Source organism: Streptomyces sioyaensis (assembly GCF_004122735.1).
Classification (GTDB): Bacteria; Actinomycetota; Actinomycetes; order Streptomycetales; family Streptomycetaceae; genus Streptomyces; species Streptomyces sioyaensis.
In genome coordinates this window covers 21704-38810 of record NZ_SDIF01000064.1, presented here as the reverse complement: position 1 = coordinate 38810, position 17107 = coordinate 21704, and the positions used below count along the sequence as shown (strand labels likewise).

At 72.7% G+C, this 17107-nt stretch carries 15 protein-coding genes; 8 read left to right on the top strand and 7 right to left on the bottom strand.

The genetic code is table 11. From position 1 onward, the window contains the following. Positions 1 to 66 precede the first annotated feature (66 nt). From EST54_RS21360 to fxsA, 4 genes are all read left to right on the top strand, one after another. Complete coding sequence (locus EST54_RS21360) at positions 67 to 1665, top strand: amidohydrolase (RefSeq protein ID WP_129249271.1); 1599 nt, start codon at positions 67 to 69, stop codon at positions 1663 to 1665. A 552-nt stretch (positions 1666 to 2217) separates the two neighbouring features. Further along, positions 2218 to 3891: an apolipoprotein N-acyltransferase gene (gene lnt / locus EST54_RS21355; protein ID WP_129249261.1), complete on the top strand. Its 1674-nt coding sequence runs from the start codon at positions 2218 to 2220 to the stop codon at positions 3889 to 3891. Beyond that, the gene (locus EST54_RS21350; RefSeq protein ID WP_129249259.1) at positions 3888 to 4643 is read left to right on the top strand and encodes a polyprenol monophosphomannose synthase; all 756 of its coding nucleotides are present in this window, start codon (positions 3888 to 3890) and stop codon (positions 4641 to 4643) included. Before lnt ends, EST54_RS21350 begins: the two co-directional genes overlap by 4 nt. Positions 4644 to 4732: 89 nt before the next feature. Next, positions 4733 to 5320, top strand: a complete 588-nt coding sequence (fxsA, locus tag EST54_RS21345; protein ID WP_129249257.1) for an FxsA family membrane protein — start codon at positions 4733 to 4735, stop codon at positions 5318 to 5320. 140 nt (positions 5321 to 5460) lie between these two features. On the opposite strand, the gene EST54_RS21340 is transcribed toward fxsA, so the two are convergent. The 3 genes from EST54_RS21340 to yczE all read right to left on the bottom strand — a co-directional run bounded on the left by EST54_RS21340 (position 5461) and on the right by yczE (position 7939). Beyond that, positions 5461 to 5838 carry an RNA polymerase-binding protein RbpA gene (locus EST54_RS21340; RefSeq protein WP_006601711.1) on the bottom strand — a complete coding sequence of 126 codons (378 nt, stop codon included), beginning with the start codon at positions 5836 to 5838 and terminating at the stop codon, positions 5461 to 5463. 626 nt (positions 5839 to 6464) lie between these two features. Further along, the gene (locus EST54_RS21335) at positions 6465 to 7265 is read right to left on the bottom strand and encodes a glycerophosphodiester phosphodiesterase family protein (RefSeq protein WP_129249255.1); all 801 of its coding nucleotides are present in this window, start codon (positions 7263 to 7265) and stop codon (positions 6465 to 6467) included. After that, positions 7262 to 7939 carry a membrane protein YczE gene (gene yczE, locus EST54_RS21330; RefSeq protein ID WP_239012776.1) on the bottom strand — a complete coding sequence of 226 codons (678 nt, stop codon included), beginning with the start codon at positions 7937 to 7939 and terminating at the stop codon, positions 7262 to 7264. Before yczE ends, EST54_RS21335 begins: the two co-directional genes overlap by 4 nt. A 107-nt stretch (positions 7940 to 8046) precedes the next feature. On the opposite strand from yczE, the gene EST54_RS21325 reads away from it, so the two are divergent. Then, the gene (locus EST54_RS21325; RefSeq protein ID WP_129249253.1) at positions 8047 to 9552 is read left to right on the top strand and encodes an SCO1417 family PLP biosynthesis transcription factor; all 1506 of its coding nucleotides are present in this window, start codon (positions 8047 to 8049) and stop codon (positions 9550 to 9552) included. Positions 9553 to 9589: 37 nt separating this feature from the next. Here EST54_RS21325 and EST54_RS21320 read toward each other — a convergent pair whose 3' ends face one another. Next, the gene (locus EST54_RS21320; protein WP_129249251.1) at positions 9590 to 11539 is read right to left on the bottom strand and encodes a hypothetical protein; all 1950 of its coding nucleotides are present in this window, start codon (positions 11537 to 11539) and stop codon (positions 9590 to 9592) included. Positions 11540 to 11756: 217 nt separating this feature from the next. Continuing rightward, positions 11757 to 11951 carry a hypothetical protein gene (locus EST54_RS21315; RefSeq protein WP_006601706.1) on the bottom strand — a complete coding sequence of 65 codons (195 nt, stop codon included), beginning with the start codon at positions 11949 to 11951 and terminating at the stop codon, positions 11757 to 11759. 227 nt (positions 11952 to 12178) lie between these two features. Between EST54_RS21315 and EST54_RS21310 the strand changes: the two genes are divergently transcribed. Beyond that, positions 12179 to 12607, top strand: a complete 429-nt coding sequence (locus tag EST54_RS21310; RefSeq protein ID WP_129249250.1) for a YchJ family protein — start codon at positions 12179 to 12181, stop codon at positions 12605 to 12607. Between the two features lie 67 nt (positions 12608 to 12674). Here EST54_RS21310 and EST54_RS21305 read toward each other — a convergent pair whose 3' ends face one another. Together EST54_RS21305 and ku are read right to left on the bottom strand one after the other, a co-directional pair. Then, positions 12675 to 13049 carry an RNA-binding S4 domain-containing protein gene (locus tag EST54_RS21305; RefSeq protein WP_129249248.1) on the bottom strand — a complete coding sequence of 125 codons (375 nt, stop codon included), beginning with the start codon at positions 13047 to 13049 and terminating at the stop codon, positions 12675 to 12677. 68 nt (positions 13050 to 13117) lie between these two features. Next, on the bottom strand, positions 13118 to 14278 hold the full coding sequence (ku, locus tag EST54_RS21300) for a non-homologous end joining protein Ku (protein ID WP_129249246.1): 1161 nt from the start codon (positions 14276 to 14278) through the stop codon (positions 13118 to 13120). A 30-nt stretch (positions 14279 to 14308) separates the two neighbouring features. Between ku and ligD the strand changes: the two genes are divergently transcribed. Then, positions 14309 to 15256, top strand: coding sequence for a non-homologous end-joining DNA ligase (gene ligD / locus EST54_RS21295; protein WP_129249245.1), 948 nt, complete (start codon positions 14309 to 14311; stop codon positions 15254 to 15256). A gap of 9 nt (positions 15257 to 15265) precedes the next feature. Further along, positions 15266 to 17089, top strand: a complete 1824-nt coding sequence (gene murJ, locus EST54_RS21290) for a murein biosynthesis integral membrane protein MurJ (protein ID WP_129249243.1) — start codon at positions 15266 to 15268, stop codon at positions 17087 to 17089. The last annotated feature ends 18 nt before the right edge of the window (positions 17090 to 17107 follow it).

Genomic DNA, 17107 nt, shown 5'->3' with positions numbered 1-17107 from the left:
GCCCGGCAGCACCTTTCCCGCCCGGCCCGGCAGCACCTTTCCCGCCCGGCCCGGCCCGGCACTGTCCTGCTGCGCGGTGGCGAGGTGCACAGCCCCGCTGATCCCTTCGCCACCGCCATGGTCGTGGAGGGTGACCGCATCGCCTGGGTCGGCGAGGAGGGGGCGGCCGACTCCTTCGCCGACGGCGTCGACGAGGTCGTGCAGCTCGATGGTGCGCTGGTCACTCCGGCGTTCACGGACGCACATGTGCACACCACGGCGACCGGGCTGGCGCTCACCGGGCTCGACCTGTCCGGTGCCGGCACCCTGACCGAGGCGCTGGCCCGGGTCCGTGCCTACGCCGACGCCCGCCCCGCGGACCGGGTCCTGCTCGGGCACGGCTGGGACGCCGGTGCCTGGCCGGAGGGCCGGCCGCCGTCCCGCGCCGAGCTGGACGAGGCCACCGGCGGCCGCCCGCTCTATCTCACCCGGGTCGACGTGCACTCCGCGGTCGTGACGACGGCGCTGCTGGATCTGGTGCCCGGCGTGCGCGAACGCACCGGATTCCGCGCCGACGCCCCGATGACCGGTGACGCCCACCACGCGGTGCGCAAGGCCGCGTACGCCACCCTCACCCCCGCCCAGCGCACCGAGGCCCAGGCCGCCGCGCTCGCCCGGGCCGCCGCGCTCGGTATCGGCACCCTCCACGAGTGCGCGGGCCCGGACATCTCCGGTGAGGACGACTTCACCGGGCTGCTCGCCCTCGCCCGGGAGGGGGCCGGCCCGCGGGTGGTCGGCTACTGGGCCGAGGTGGTCGCATCCGCAAAGGACGCGCAGCGGATCCGCCAGCTCGGGGCGATCGGCGCCGCGGGCGATCTGTTCGCCGACGGCTCGCTCGGGTCGCACACCGCCCACCTCCACGCCCCGTATACGGACGCCGGCCACACCGGCGTCGCGCACCTGCGGGCCGAGGACGTCGCCGCCCATGTCGCCGCCTGCACCGAAGCCGGGCTCCAGGCAGGTTTCCACGCCATCGGGGACGCCGCCCTCACCAGCGTCGTCGACGGCGTACGGGCCGCCGCCGAGCGCGTCGGCCTGGGGCGGATCCGCGCCGCCCGGCACCGCGTCGAACACGCCGAGATGCTCACCGAGCGCACCATCGCCGGCTTCGCCGAGCTGGCCCTGACCGCCTCCGTCCAGCCCGCCTTCGACGCGGCCTGGGGCGGCGAGGACGGGATGTACGCCGCCCGCCTGGGCGCCTACCGGGCCCGCACCCTCAACCCGTACGCCGCGCTGCTCAAGGCGGGTGTCCCGCTCGCCCTCGGGTCCGACAGCCCGGTCACCCCGCTCGACCCCTGGGGCACCGTCCGCGCCGCCGTCTTCCACCGCACCCGCGCCCACGGCATCTCCGCGCGCGCCGCGTTCACCGCCCACACCCGCGGTGGCTGGCGCGCCGTCGGCCGCGACGACGCGGGCGTCCTGGTGCCCGGCGCGCCCGCCGACTACGCGGTCTGGCGCACCGGCGAGCTGATCGTCCAGGCGCCCGACGAGCGGGTGGAACGCTGGTCGACCGACCCCCGCTCCGGCACCCCCGGCCTGCCCGATCTCACCCCCGGCAACGACCTCCCGGTGTGCCTGACCACGGTCGTCGGCGGGCGAACGGTCTTCGGGCCGCCGAACGAGTGACATCGCGCGGGCAGGTGCCGCCGCGGACCGTGCTTGGCGCTCCTTGGCTCTCCTGGGGGTGCTCGGGGCTGACCTGGGGCGACGCGAAACGACGCAGGCGGAGCACCTGTTGACAGCAGACGGTCGGCGGCCGGTAGGTTCGGCCGAGTCCACCACAGGACGTCCGACCGGGAGACCTCCGCGCAGTCGTCGAACGCAGCTGGGCCATGGGGTGGTGTGCCACTGGGCACGCCACCACTGGGAGCCAGGTCCAAGACCAGCGACACGGGGCGACGGAACTTCTCGACCGGATGGGGGTCCCTCCCTGCTCCTCAAGAGCCTGGGGGAAGGTGCGACCCGGGTGGGGCCCGGACGCTCAGTAGACAACGGCTTTCGGTCGACCCGCAGCCAGCGGGTCCCAGGTCGGCCCGAAGGGCGCCGGGCCCCTATCCGCACCACGCCGCGCGCCCGCCCGCGGCCTTCTTTACCTTTTGTGCACCCCGCATCCGCAATCCGGGCCTCCCGATGTACGGTCTGCTCACTACCGCACGACCTGCAGGAAGGCCCGCGACCGTGCCATCGGGTTCCGATACCACCGAAGAAGCCGTCAGCGGCACCCCGCCCGACGGCCCGGTGCCCTCCGCCGAGTTGGGCGCCACCGCCGTGACCGCCCGGCCCCGGCGCGCCCGGCGGCTGGCCGCACTGGCCCGCCGTGAGGCGCTGCGCACCGGCCTCGCGGTGGTCTCCGGCCTCGCGCTCGGGCTCGCCTTCCCGCCGTACGACCTGTGGCCGCTGTCCCTGGCGGCGGTCGCCGCGCTGTCGCTGCTGACCCGCGGCCGGACCGCGCGCCAGGGTGCCTGGACGGGCTTCGTCTTCGGGCTGCCGTTCTTCCTGATCCTGCTGAAGTGGCTGCATGTCGTCGGCTGGGACGCGGTGGTGGGTCTCTCGATCGCCGAAGCGCTCTTCGTGACGCTGCTGGGTGCCGCGCTGGCCGTCACCTCGCGGCTGCCGCTCTGGCCGCTGTGGACCGCCTGCCTGTGGGTCGCCGAGGAGTGGGCCCGTGACCGGCTCCCGTTCGGCGGCTTCCCCTGGGGCCGGCTGGCGTTCGCGAACACCGGCTCGCCGTTCACCCCGCTCGCCGCGCTCGGTGGCGCCCCGCTGGTGACCTTCGCCGTCGCGCTGGCCGGTGCGCTGACCGCCGCCTGCGCCGCCACCCTCTGGGGGCTGCGCCGCGAGGGAACCCTGCGCCGGGCCGTGCCGGCCTTCGAGGCGTTCGGGCTGGCCGCCGCGGTGGCTCTGGCCGGTTTCGCCGTCCCCGTCCCCACGAAGGCCGACGACACCGCGGACATCGCGATCGTCCAGGGCAATGTCCAGCAGGCCGGTATGGACTTCCTGGGCCGCCCGATGAAGATCCTCGACAACCACGCGACGGCCACCGAGAAGCTCGCCGCGGACATCAAGGCCGGCCGGGCCAAGAAGCCGGATCTGGTCATCTGGCCGGAGAACTCCTCCGACCTCGACCCGTTCCAGTACCCGCAGGCCTACGACCGGATCGACCGGGCCGTGAAGGCCATCGGCGTGCCCGTCCTCGTCGGCGCCCTGGTCGACCACCCCTCCAAGAAGGGGTACGTCTTCAACGAGGGCATCGTCTGGGACCCGAAGAAGGGCCCGGGCGCCTCCTACACCAAGCAGCATCCGGTGCCGTTCGGCGAGTACGTCCCGTTCCGGGAGCAGCTCAGCAAGATCATCACGCGCTTCCAGCGGGTGCCCCGCGACTTCTACCCCGGCAACCACACCGGTGTGCTCCAGCTCGGCCCCGCCCGGCTCGGCGACGTCATCTGCTTCGAGGTCGCCTACGACGAGATCGTGCACGACACCGTCGGCGCCGGCGCCCGCGCCCTGGTCATCCAGACCAACAACGCCACCTACGGCCGCACCGGCCAGCCCGAGCAGCAGCTGGCGATGTCCAAGCTGCGCGCCGTCGAACACGGCCGGGCCGTGGTCACCGCCGCCACCAGCGGCATCAGCGCGGTGGTCGCCCCGGACGGCACGGTCACCCACCGCATCCCCGAGTTCACCCAAGGCGTGGTCTCCGCGCGTATTCCGCTGCGCGACGAAACGACGCTCGCCGACCGCGTCGGAGCCGCTCCTGAGTGGGCGCTCGCTATCGTGGGCCTTCTGTCCTGTGCCGCCGCGGTGGCCAGTGGCAGGCGCGGGCGCACGAAGGACGAGAAGGGGCAGCAGTGACAGACGGTCAGCGGCAATACGGTCCGCTCGGCACCACCTTGGTGATCATTCCGACCTACAACGAGGCGGAGAACATCAAGCCGATCGTCTCGCGGGTGCGGGCCGCCGTGCCCGAGGCGCACGTCCTGGTCGCGGACGACAACAGCCCCGACGGCACCGGCAAGTTCGCCGACGAGCTGGCCGCCGACGACGCGCAGGTCCATGTCCTGCACCGCAAGGGCAAGGAAGGTCTCGGCGCCGCCTACCTCGCGGGCTTCCGGTGGGGCATCGACAACGGCTACGGCGTGCTGGTCGAGATGGATGCCGACGGCTCGCACCAGCCCGAGGAGCTGCCGCGCCTGCTCACCGCCCTCAAGGGCGCCGATCTCGTCCTCGGGTCGCGCTGGGTGCCCGGTGGGCGCACCGTCAACTGGCCCAAATACCGCCAGGCCATCTCCCGCGGGGGCAGCACGTACTCCCGGCTGGTGCTGGACCTGCCGCTGCGCGACCTGACCGGCGGCTTCCGGGCCTTCCGCACGGAGGCGCTCAAGGGCCTGGGCCTGGACGATGTGGCCTCCCAGGGCTACTGCTTCCAGGTCGACCTCGCCCGCCGCGCCGTACAGGCCGGCTTTCACGTCGTCGAGGTCCCGATCACCTTCGTCGAACGGGAACTGGGCGACAGCAAGATGAGCCGCGACATCGTGGTCGAGGCGCTGTGGCGGGTCACCGCCTGGGGGATCGGCTCCCGTGTGAACAAGATCCGCGGCCGCTGACGCCGCCCGGCGTGCCGGGACCGTGCGGAGTTTGTTGCGCCCCGCGACCCTCACGGAGGGCGACGGGACGGGCCAGGCACACTTGAGGCATGACGTTCGGAGCCACGCCCTCGCCGACTCCTCGGCCACCCCAGCGTTCGCGCGCCCGCCGGTACATCCCCTTGGGCATCGCCGCCTGGATGGTGCTGGAGATCTGGCTGCTGACCGTGGTCGCCGGGGCCACCAGCGGACTGACGGTCGCGCTGTTGCTGATCGCCGGAGTGATCATCGGCGGCTACGTGATCAAGCGGGCCGGCCGCCGCGCCTGGCAGAAGCTCACCGAGAGCATGCAGGGCAGCGGCGACCCGTCGGCCCCCGGCAGCTCCGCGTCCTCCGGCAACGCCACGTCGGGCAGCGGCAATACGCTCCCGATGGCCGGCGGACTGCTGCTGATGGTGCCGGGGCTGGTGTCCGACGCGCTGGGGCTGCTCTGCCTGTTCCCGCCGACCGGGAAGCTGATCCAGCGCCGGGCCGAGAAGCTGCTGTCCCGGCGGGCGCAGTACGCCCCGGGCTCGTTCGGTGACGCCTTCCAGCAGGCCCGGATGCACCGGCCGGACGGCAAGGTCGTCCAGGGCGAGGTCATCCGCGACGACGATCCGCCGTCCCCGCGCCGCCAGGACCCGCCGCTGACCGGCTGAGCGCCCCGGCGCCCGGGGCGCCGGGAGCCGCGGACACGGACCCGGACGAGGGCGCCGCGGAAACGGACAGAACAAGGGCCGGGGTCACTGCACTGCGCAGTGACCCCGGCCCTTGTGTGCTGCTCGGTGCAATCCCGCCGTCAGGCGGACTTGCGGTTGGTGTCGCGCGGATGCACGGCAATGTTCATGGTGCCGGAGCGCAGGACGGCCAGCCGTTCGGCCAGCACCTCCTCGAGCTCCTCGCGGGTGCGTCGCTCCATGAGCATGTCCCAGTGCGTACGCGCGGGCTTACCCTTCTTCTCCTCAGGGCCATCGCCATCCACCAGAAGCGAGGGTGCACCGCATACCTTGCACTCCCACTCCGGCGGAATCTCGGCCTCAACCGAGAACGGCATCTCGAATCGATGTCCGTTCTGGCATGCGTACTCCACCGCCTGGCGCGGGGCCAGGTCGATGCCGCGGTCGGTCTCGTAGCTGGTCACCACGAGTCGCGTGCCGCGGAGAGCTCGCTCACTCATGAATCGTGCCTCCCGGGCTTGTCGCCCACAGGACAGGTGTCGCTGTCGTCGTCATCCGGTCAACGTCCGGTCGGCGGTGAAGATTCCCGCAATCGGGAGATGCGCCCACCCGTCGCCCACCACCGCCCATGATGGAGGCGCTGCGCGCCGCTGCCTTCCTTCGTGCCGCCCCTTGTTGTACCCACCATTGCCCGGTTTGTCACATCTGGCAGCAGATGTCACCCAGCGCCATGCATGGTTGAGCGCGCAGTAACGGTCCGCCTGGTGAGCCAAAGGCGTACACTACCGCCCCGCACGCCCTGGGACTAAATCCGGTCAGGCATTGGATTTCCGGCCGCCGCGCTCGCCCGGCCCGCCTGCCCCCTCGCCGGCGGGGCGAAACCGGTCGAGCCGAGGGCCGGTCCGGTGCCGGTGACCGGCGCGAAGAACCACACGGGTGCCCCGACCGGAAGGATCCGGAAGGAAGCAGTCGGCCGCACTCGTCGGCGAAGACGGTCGGTCCGGTCGTCACGGTCGTCGAAGAGGCGCTGTTGGCCCAGTCGTACCAGCGCCGGCCGCGTGGTGCGCGGCGCCGGGTGGCTGCCCCGCCCCGGCCCGGCGCCCCCGCTCAGGCCCGGCACCCCCGCTCAGACCCAGCACCCCCGCTCGGTCAGTACCGTCCGCAGCGTCTCGATGTGATCCGTCATGATCCCGTCCACGCCCAGGTCGAGCAGTGCGGTCATCCGGTCCGCGTCATTGACCGTCCAGACGTGGACCTGCATGCCCAGTGCGTGGGCGGCGCGCAGGAACAGTGGATCGACGACCGGGATGCCGGACTGCCGCTCGGGGACCTGGACGCAGACCGCGCTGCGCCGTACCGCCGCGCCCAGCAGCCGGTCGAGCGGCAGCACGCCACGGCCGTACGAGCGCAGGCGCAGGCCGGCCACGCCGCGGGTGCCGAGCGAGCTGGCCATCTGCCGGCCGGCCAGCCGCTGGGCCCGTGCCACCCGGGCCTCCGAGAACGAACCGACGCACACCCGGTCCCAGGCGTTGGTGCGGCGCAGCAGGTCCAGCAGCGGCGGCAGCGCGGCCTCCGCTTTGAGGTCGACGTTCCAGCGTGCGTCGGGGAACTCCTCCAGGAGCTCCTCGAACAGCGGCAGCGGTTCGCGGCCGGCGACCCGGGCCCGGCGCACCGCCCGCCAGGGGAGCGCCTCGATCGCGCCGCGGGTGTCGGTGACGCGGTCGAGCGTCGGATCGTGGAAGGCGACGAGGTGTCCGTCCGATGTGGCGTGCACATCGGTCTCCAGATAGCGGTAGCCGAGGGCCACCGCGCGCCGGAAGGCGGCGGCGGTGTTCTCCAGGCCCTCGGCGGCACCGCCGCGGTGGGCGAAGGGCAGCGGCGCGGGGTGGTCGAGATAGGCGTGGCGGGGGCGTATCGCTGAGGTCACTCGGGCAGTATGGCGCGCTCGGGTGAAGTCCCTCCGCGGGCCACCACCGGGGACGGCTCCCCGGTCAGATCCTTGATCGCGAAGCGGCGCAGGAAGAACTGTGCCAGTGGCCCGATGGCCAGCGCATAGACCACCGTGCCGGCCCCGAGGGACCCGCCGAGCAGATAGCCGACCGCGAGCACGGTCACCTCGATGCAGGTCCGCACCAGCCGCACCGGGCGGCCGGTGCGCTGGTGCAGCCCGGTCATCAGCCCGTCGCGCGGCCCCGGGCCGAAGCGGGCGGATATGTAGAGGCCGGTCGCGGCGCCGTTGAGGACGACGGCGAACGCCAGCAGTGGAATGCGGGCACCCAGCGAGGTCAGCTCCGGGGTCACGGCCAGCGTCGCGTCCATCACCAGCCCGAGGATCACCACGTTGGACACCGTGCCCAGCCCGGGACGCTGGCGCAGCGGGATCCACAGCAGCAGGATCAGGGCCCCGGACACGATGGTGACCGTGCCGATCGTCAGTCCCGTATGCCGGGATATGCCCTGGTTGAGCACGCTCCATGGCTCCAGGCCCAGGCCCGCGCGGACCATCAGTCCCATGCTCACGCCGTACAGCGACAGTCCCGTGTACAGCTGGAACAGCCGGCGCGCCATCAGGGCCCTCCCCGGGCCGGCTTCCTTGATCATGGACACGACTTTTCCCCCTCCTGGCAGGATTGGACCGACGCGTGACACCATGTGGCATGTCCGGGCTCGGGAAGTAGAGCCAATTCGGGGAAGGTGGACTGATCTTCATGGCTCAGTGGACTTCAGCGGTAGGCGCGCCCCAACTCGCCCGCCTGCTCCGGTCGCAGGACCCGTACGACGCACAACTCGCGGTCGGCGGGCGCCGGTTGCCCGCCTACCGCAGCCTCGCCGACGGTGTGCGCCTGCTCGTACTGGAGGGCCGGATACCGGTCGCCGCCCGCTTGCCCGCCGAACGCGAACTGGCCGCGGCCTTCGGCGTCAGCCGCACCACCGTCGCCGCCGCCTACGAAGCGCTGCGGGCCGAGGGCTTCCTGGAGTCCCGGCGCGGCTCGGGCAGTTGGACCGCCGTCCCGGCCGGCAACCCGCTGCCCACCCGCGGTCTGGAACCGCTGCCCCCGGAGGCCGCCGGATCCATGATCGACCTCGGCTGCGCCGCCCTCCCGGCCCCCGAGCCCTGGCTCACCCGCGCCGTCCAGGGCGCCATGGCCGACCTCCCGCTCTACGCCCACACCCACGGCGACTACCCCGCCGGTCTGCCGGTCCTGCGCCAGGCCCTCGCCGACCGCTACACCGCCCGCGGCATCCCCACCATGCCCGAACAGATCATGGTGACCACGGGTGCCATGGGCGCGGTGGCCGCGATCTGCCGGCTGTGTACGAGCCCCGGCGAGCGGGTGGCCGTCGACTCCCCGTCGTACGCCAACATCCTCCAGCTGATGCGGGACGCCGGCGCCCGGCTCGTCCCGGTGGCCCTCGGGGAGCGGCTGGCCGGCTGGGACATCCCCGTCTGGCGCCAGGTGATGCGCGATGCCGCGCCCCGGATGGCCTATGTCGTCGCCGACTTCCACAACCCCACCGGCACCCTCGCCACCGATGATCAGCGCCGCCGCCTGGTCGACGCCGCCAAGTCGGCCGGCACGCTGCTCGTCGTCGACGAGACCATGACCGAACTCCAGCTGGACCAGGACCCCGAGCCGCCGCGCCCGGTCTGCGCCTTCGACCCCGCGGGCAGCGCGGTGATCACCGTCGGCTCGGCGAGCAAGGCGTTCTGGGCCGGGATGCGGATCGGCTGGGTGCGCGCCGCGCCCGACATCATCCGCAGTCTGGTCGCCGCCCGCGCCTACTCCGACCTGGGCTCACCGGTCCTGGAACAGCTCGCCATCGCCTCGCTCCTGAAGGGCGGCGGCTGGGAAGAGGCCGTCGAGATCCGCCGGGAGCAGGCCCGCGAGAACCGCGACGCGATCGTCGGAGCCCTGCAACGGCACCTCCCCGACTGGGAGTTCAGCGTTCCCCGCGGCGGGCTCACGCTGTGGGCGCGTACCGGCGGACTCTCCGGTTCCAGGATCGCCGAGGCGGGGGAGCGGCTCGGGGTGCGGGTGCCCTCCGGTCCGCGGTTCGGTGTCGACGGTGCCTTCGAGGGCTTCGTACGGCTGCCGTTCACGGTCAGCGGGGCCGTCGCCGACGAGGCCGCGGTACGGCTGGCCGGCGCCGCGCGGCTGGTCGCGACGGGTGCGCCGGTGGAGACGGAGACCCGGCACGCCTTTGTGGCCTGACCGCCGGGCGGGTACGCGGCCGCCGGGCGGCTGAGCCTCAGCCCTCCGGCCGGGACGCGTCCGCCGACCCGTTGACCACCCGGGGTTCGCCGCCCTTGCCGTGTGCCGCGCGGACGGCCGCCCCCACCGGTTCGCCGGCGGACCCGTCTTCCCCGTCCTGCGTCGCCCCCTCGGCCGCGGCGGGCCCGTCCGCCGGCTCCACGGCGGCCGCGCCCCCGGACTTCCGGGCGCCCACCTTGCGGATGTCCACCGGCTTGCGGATGTCCACCGGCTTACGGACGTTCTCCGGCTTGCGGACGTCTCCCGTCTTGGCGTCCCCCGCGGCGCGGACGTCTTCCGTCTTGCGCACGTCTCCCGCCGAGCGGCCCTCTCCCGCCGTGCGCACGTCTCCCGCTTTGTGCACGTCCACGGGCTGCGGTGCGTCCACCGGCTCGGCGGGACCGGCTCCGTCGGCCGGGACCGTACGCTCCGGCAGCAGCGCCAGGACGGCCTCGCGGTGTGCCTGGCCGGTGGCGTCGTCGAGCGGGTCGGGAGTGGCCGGCACCTGGAGCCGCAGCACGGCAGCAGTCCCCAGGCGCGCATAGCCGCGCCCCGGCGGCACCTGCGCGATCGGCGTGGTGTGCGGCGGCGCCCCGAGCACCGCCCGTACCTCTTCGGCCGTGGCGGGGCCGAGCACCACCCGGGCCTTGGTGTGCGCCCGCACCGGCTCGCTCAGCAGCTCCGCGCTCTCGAAATGCTCGGCCACGACGACCGTGACATGGGCGGCCCGGCCGTGCCGCAGCGGCACCTGGAGCCACTCCTGCGGATCCTCCCGGCCCTCCGCGGACGCGATGTGGGCCAGCGCGGTGGGACGGTCCGCGATGATCCACAGCGGTCGGCGGGTGTCGTCCGGCGCGGGCCGGCCGGCCTGCCGCGCCCGGTTCGCCGCGATCAGCCGCCGCTCGGTCTCGTGGGAGGCCCACTCCAGCGTCGCCAGCGCCCCCGCCAGCCCGCTCTCCACGCCCAGCACCCCACGGCGCCCGGCCAGACACCCGTATTCGCCGGTGCCGCCGCCGTCGATGACCAGCACATCGCCGTGCTGCAGCGCCTGGAGGGCGAGCGAGCGCAGCAGCGTCGTGGCGCCCGTCCCCGGCTGCCCCAGGGCGAGCAGATGCGGTTCGGTGGAGCGCGGGCCGGTGCGCCAGACCACCGGCGGCGCATCCCGCGTCTCCTCCCCGCCGGTGACCGGCAGGGTCCGCTGGACGAAGTCCGGGTCGGTGAACCCGAGCACCAGCTCGCCCGGCGAGGTGACGAAGCGCTGGGCGGCGATGTCGGTGGGCAGCGGGCCCAGGGCGGTCAGGGTGAGCTGATTGGTCAGCTCGTCCCAGGCGAAGTGGTACTCCCGGCCGCGTCCGGCCTTGGCGTACAGCACCTGCTCGATGCGGGCCCGGGCGCAGTCCTCGCCGTCGGTGAAGTACGCCGGGTACTTCAGCTGCAGCCGTTCGAGCCGCCCGCTGTCGTCGAAGGCGTACTCGGGGAAGGCCCGCTCCCAGTCACCGTCGGGCGCGTACAGGGGGCTGGGGTCACCGTCGACGGAGAGGTACGGCACCAGCGCCTCGTACAGCGCGCGCAGCCGCTCGGTCGCGGCCTCGCCGGGGCCGGTCTCCACCGGCGTACGCTCCCGCCCCGCCCAGGCCCCCGCACCCATCAGCGTGATCAGGGCGAGCAGCGGCCCGTACGGCACCAGGCACACGACCAGTACGCACGCGCCGACGAAGAAGGCCATCGGGCCGCGGTGCTCCCTGGGGGTGGCGACCCAGCGTCCACGGCCGGCCGCGCCCAGCCGGCGCAGCCCCCGGGCGATGATGATCAGCGGGTGGAACACGTCGGAGGCGCTGTCGGCGGCGGTGCGCGCCAGTTCGCGGCTGCGGGCGAGGGAGGCGCTGTTGGTCATGCGGGCGAGGGGTTGGCCGCTGGTCAGGATGCGGGGCAGGGGGCGCCGGGCCACGTCTTCTCCTGTTGCTCGTGCGGTGGTCGTGAGGGCTCGGTGTGGGCGGCGAGCCGGGGAACGGGCTGCGCACGGAGCCGCCCGGACGGGAGCAGGCGCGGCCCGTTCGGGCGGGACCGGTGGGGTGGCGCCGGACGAGAACTCCGGACGAGAACTCCGGACGAGAACTCCGGACGGGAGATCCGGACGAGAACTCCGGACGAGAACCGCGGACGGGCTAGATCTTGATCCCCCCGAGGAGGTTGGCCAGGCTCGCCCCACCGGCCTTGATGCTGGGCGCGATGGCGGAGCTGGCGAGGTAGAACCCGAAGAGCGCGGAGACCAGGGCGTGGGACAGCTTCAGGCCGTCTTTGCGGAAGAAGAGGAAGACGATGACACCGAGCAGGACGACGCCGGAAATGGACAGAATCATGGGGGGTTCTCTCCTGGGTGGTGGGGACGGTCACCATGAGTTCTTCCAGCCTCACAGCACGGATCAAGCCACCAAAAGCTGCAATTGGGTGATTTATCGTTGAAATTCCCTAGATGGGCGCACCTTCCGCGTGGGTCGCTCCGGCGGATGCCCGGCGTGTCGCGGACTGCTCCGGCGAATGCCGGGCGTGTCGCGGACGGCTCCGGCCCACCCGGCACAATCGTGGGGTGCCGAAACCGAAGAACACGCCCCGCCGCCCGGCCCCCGTCGCTCCCGCCTCGCCCTGCCCCTGCGGGCGCGCCGCGACCTACCGCGACTGCTGTGCCGCCTTCCACCAGGGACGGGCCACCGCCCCGACCGCGGAGCGCCTGATGCGCTCGCGGTACAGCGCCTTCGCCGTCGGTGACACCGGATATCTGCTGCGCACCTGGCACCCGACGACCCGGCCGGGCAGCCTCGATCTCGACCCGGCGCAGCGGTGGACCGGACTCGACATCCTCGGCACGACCGGCGGCAGCGCCTTCCACACCGAAGGCACGGTGGAATTCCGCGCCCACTACACCCTGCACGGCCACGCGGACAGCCAGTACGAGCACAGCCGCTTCGTCCGCGAGGCCGGCCAGTGGGTCTATCTCGACGCGCTGCCGCCGGCCTGATCCAAACGACAGACCCTAGGCACGCGCTCCGCGGCCGCCCGGCGTCCGAACCGCGGACCCGGTCGCGTCAGTGACCGCGCAGCTGGTCGATCTCGCGGCGCTCGCGTTTGGTGGGGCGGCCGGTGCCGCGGTCGCGCAGCGCGATCACCGGGACCTCCTCGCGCGGCGGAGCAGGCGGACTGTTGTCGACGTAGCACTCCGCGGCGATGGCCGCGCCCACCCGCTTGCGCACCAGCCGCGAGACCACCACGATCCGCTCCCGGCCGGCGTGTCGCAGCCGCACCTCGTCGCCGTTGTGCACACCGTGTGCCGGCTTCACCCGCTCACCGTTGACCCGTACGTGCCCGGCACGACAGGCCGCCGCGGCCAGCGAGCGCGTCTTGGTGAGCCGTACGGACCAGATCCAGCTGTCGATGCGGGTGGTCCCCTCGTCTGAAGCCATACCCCGACTCTAGAACGGGCGCCCACGGGAGAGGCGCTCCCGCCCACGGGAGAGGCGACCCGACGGCCCTATGCGGACGAGCGCTTGCCCGTTTTCTTTGTCGTGGTCTTCTTGGCGGCGGTCTTCTTGGCGGTGCTCTTCTGCGACTTCCCGGAGGTGGCGGCCGCGGTGCCGCGGGAGGACGTGGACTGGGCGGCGGCCGAGGCCGCTTTCGTCCGCCCGCCGGCGGTCTTCGGCGCGGCCGCGGATTTCTTCGCTGCCGTCTTCGCTGCCGTCTTCGTCTCCGCCGTCTTCTTCGCGGGGGCCTTCTTGGTGGCCGCGCCGGTCTTCCGGGCCGTGGCCTGCTGCCTGGTACCGCTCTTCTTGGCGGTGCCCGAGCCCGCCGCGCTCTTCTTCGCGGCCTTGCGTCCCCGCAGGGGGGTCACGGACGCCGACTCCGACTCCGCGTCGGTGTCCCCGCCCTGCGCCGCCCGCACGCTCTTCTCCAGGGCCGCCGTCAGATCGATGACCTGGGCGCCGGACGCGGCGGGCGCGGGGGCGACCGGCTCCGTGCCCTCCAGCTTGGCGGCGACCAGCTCCTCTACGGCCTCGCGGTAGTCGTCGTGGAGTTCGGCGGGATCCAGCTCGCCCAGGGAGTCCATCAGGGTCTCGGCCAGCGTCATCTCGTTCTCGCGGATCTCGACGTCGTCGGGCACCACCTCGGTGGCGGGCCGGATCTGATCCGGCCACAGCAGCTGATGCATCACCAGCGCCCCGTCGTGCGCCCGCAGCATCGCCAGCGACTCCCGCCCCCGCATCGCCACCTTGCCGATCGCGACCTTCCGGTGGTGTTCCAGCGCCTCCCGCAGCAGGGTGTACGGCTTGGCGGCGGACGCTCCGTTGGGCGCCAGGTAGTAGGACTTGTCCATCTGGAGCGGATCGATCTCGGTGGGGTCGACGAACGACAGGATCGACAGCGTCTTGGCGGTCGGCATCGGCAGCTGTGACAGATCGTCGTCGGTGATCGGCACGATGGTGTCGTCGCCGGGCGGCTGATAGCCCTTGCCGACCTCCTCGTTCGGGACCTCGTTGCCGTCCAGCTCGCAGATCTTCCGGTACTGGACCGGTGCACCGTCCTTCTCGTGAATGCGCACGAAGGAGACCGACGAGGTGCGGTCGGTGGCGCTGTAGGTCTTCACCGGGATGGTGACCAGGCCAAACGATATGGACCCATTCCAGATAGAACGCATCTTTCATCCCTTGTGTGGGATTCTCATGGTATGTCGCCGATCACCGTCGTGGAGGGGCGGCGCCTCTCGCTGACCAACCTGGACAAGGTCCTCTATCCGGGGACCGGCACCACCAAGGGTGAGGTGCTGCACTACTGCACCACCACCGCAGGTCCGCTGCTCAGCCACCTCCGCGACCGGCCGCTGTCCTTCCTGCGCTACCCCGACGGGCCGGACGGCCAGCGCTTTTTCACCAAGAACGTGCCGCCCGGCGCACCCTCCTGGGTGAAGACGTGCGAGGTCCCCCATTCGACGTCCGGGCCCACCCGCCAGGTCCTGCTGCAGGACCTGCCCTCGCTCGTCTGGGCCGCGAACCTGGTCGTCGAGCTGCACACCCCGCAGTGGACGTGCGGGGCACCGGGCATCGCCGACCGGCTCGTCTTCGACCTCGATCCCGGAGCCCCGGCCACCATCGTGGAGTGCTGCACCGCGGCCCAGTGGCTGCACGACCGGCTGGCGGCCGACGGCCTGGACGTCCACGCCAAGACCAGCGGGGCCAAGGGCCTGCACCTCGTCGTGCCCGTCGAGCCCACCCCGGCCGAGCGGACCACCGCCTACGCCAAGACCCTCGCCGTCGAGGCCGCGGCGGCCCTCCCGGAACTCGTCGTGCACAAGATGACCAAGACGCTGCGCCCCGGCAAGGTCTTCATCGACTTCTCCCAGAACGCCGCCGCCAAGACCACCGCGGCCGCCTACACCCTGCGGGCCCGCGACACCCCCACCGTCTCCGCCCCGGTCACCTGGGAAGAGATCGCCGACTGCACCGACCCGCGGCACCTGACCTTCCTCTTCGGCGAGATCGCCGCACGCCTCGCCCGCCACGGTGATCTGCTCGCCCCGCTCCTCGACCCGGACCGCGCCCGCCCGCTGCCCGCCGCGAGGCCGTCCCGCGCGCGGGCGAGACCCCAGCGGTCCAGGTCCGCCCCTGATTCCCCGTAGATTGACGGAATGCTGGAGGGGACACCGCACACACCGCACTCACCACACACATCGCACTCACCGCGCGACACATTGGCGCTGCGGCTGCCGGACCGCCGGGCCGACGACGAGAGAGCCGACGACGAGATAGCCGGCGCCGGGCCGGGGCCCGGCGGCGAGGGGGACGGGGACGGGGACGGCCGTACGCCGCAACCAGGACGGGGCCGGCCCGCCGCGGGCACGGGGGAGGGTCCGGGTGGGGGGCTGCGACGCTCCTCGCTCCTGATGGCACTGGGGACCGTGGTCTCGCGGGCCACCGGACTGATCCGCGCGATGCTCCAGGCGGGCGCACTCGGTACCGGACTGCTCGCCACCACGTACAACATGGCCAATGTCATCCCGATGAGCATCTACACCCTGATGATCGGCGGCGCGCTCAATTCGGTGCTGGTGCCGCAGCTGGTACGGGCCAGGGCCGAGCACCCGGACGGCGGCCGCGCCTATGAACAACGCCTGGTCACCCTGGTCCTGAGCGTCCTCGCGGCCGGTACCGTGCTGTCGGTCTGGGCCGCGCCGCAGATCGTCGCCGTCTACACGAGCGACACCCCCAAGAACCACGCCGCCTTCGAGCTCACCGTGGTCTTCGCCCGCTTTCTGCTGCCGCAGATCTTCTTCTACGGCCTGTTCTTCATCCTCGGCCAAGTCCTCAACGCCCGGAGCAAGTTCGGCGCGATGATGTGGACGCCGGTGCTCAACAACGTCGTGCTGATCACGATGTTCGGCCTCTACCTCGGCCTGCTGGCCGGCCCGGACCGCATCGAGGACATCACCCCGGGCCAGGTCGATTTCCTGGGCCTCGTCACCACGGGCGGTATCGCCGTCCAGGGACTGGCCCTGATCCCCTTCGTCCGCGCGTCCGGCTTCCGCTTCCGGCCGCGCTTCGACTGGCGCGGCAGCGGTCTGCGCAAGAGCATCGGGGCCGCCCGGTGGACGCTGCTGCTGGTGCTCGCCAACCTGGCCGCGATGACCGTCGTCACCCACTTCGCCGGCGCCGCGGACCAGCAACTCCCCACCGGGGGCGTCGGATACACCGCCTACAACTACGCCCAGGGCATCTGGATACTGCCGCAGTCGATCATCACCGTCTCGCTGGTGACCGCGCTGCTGCCGCGGATGAGCCGGGCGGTCGCCGAACACCGCCTGGACGACATGCGCGCCGATCTCTCCCACGGGCTGCGGATCAGCGGGGTCCTCATCGTCCCGGCCGCCTTCTTCTTCCTCGCGCTCGGCCCGCAGACCGCCCAATTCCTGTTCGGGCACGGCGCGGTGGACGCGGCGTCGGCCGTGCCCGCCGGGCAGATGCTGCAGGCCTTCGGGCTCGGGCTGATCCCGTTCTCCGCCCAGTACCTGCTGCTGCGCGGCTTCTACGCCTTCGAGGACACCCGGACGCCGTTCTGGACGGCGCTGTGCATCGCTGCCGTCAACATCGGCCTGGCCGCGGCCTGCCACCTCTGGCTGCCCGCCCGCTGGGCGGTCATCGGGATGGCCGCCGCCTACGCCGTCGCCTACGGAGTCGGGCTGCTGCTCACCGTGGTGCTGCTGCGCCGCCGGCTCGCCGGACGCCTCGACGGCCGGCGGCTGTGCCGTACCTACGGCAAGTTGGCCCTCGCCGCGTCCGCGGCTGCCGCGCTGGGCCGGCTCGTGGCCGGTGCCTGCTCCGGTGTGTCCGTCCCCGCGGGCTGGGCCTCCGTGCCCGCTCTGGCCGCCGGCGGCCTCGCCATGGCGGTGGCCTTCGTGCTCCTGGCCCGCGTCCTGAAGGTCGCTGAGCTGCGCAGTCTGCCCGGGCTGCGCTGACCCGGGCAGCGCGCTCCG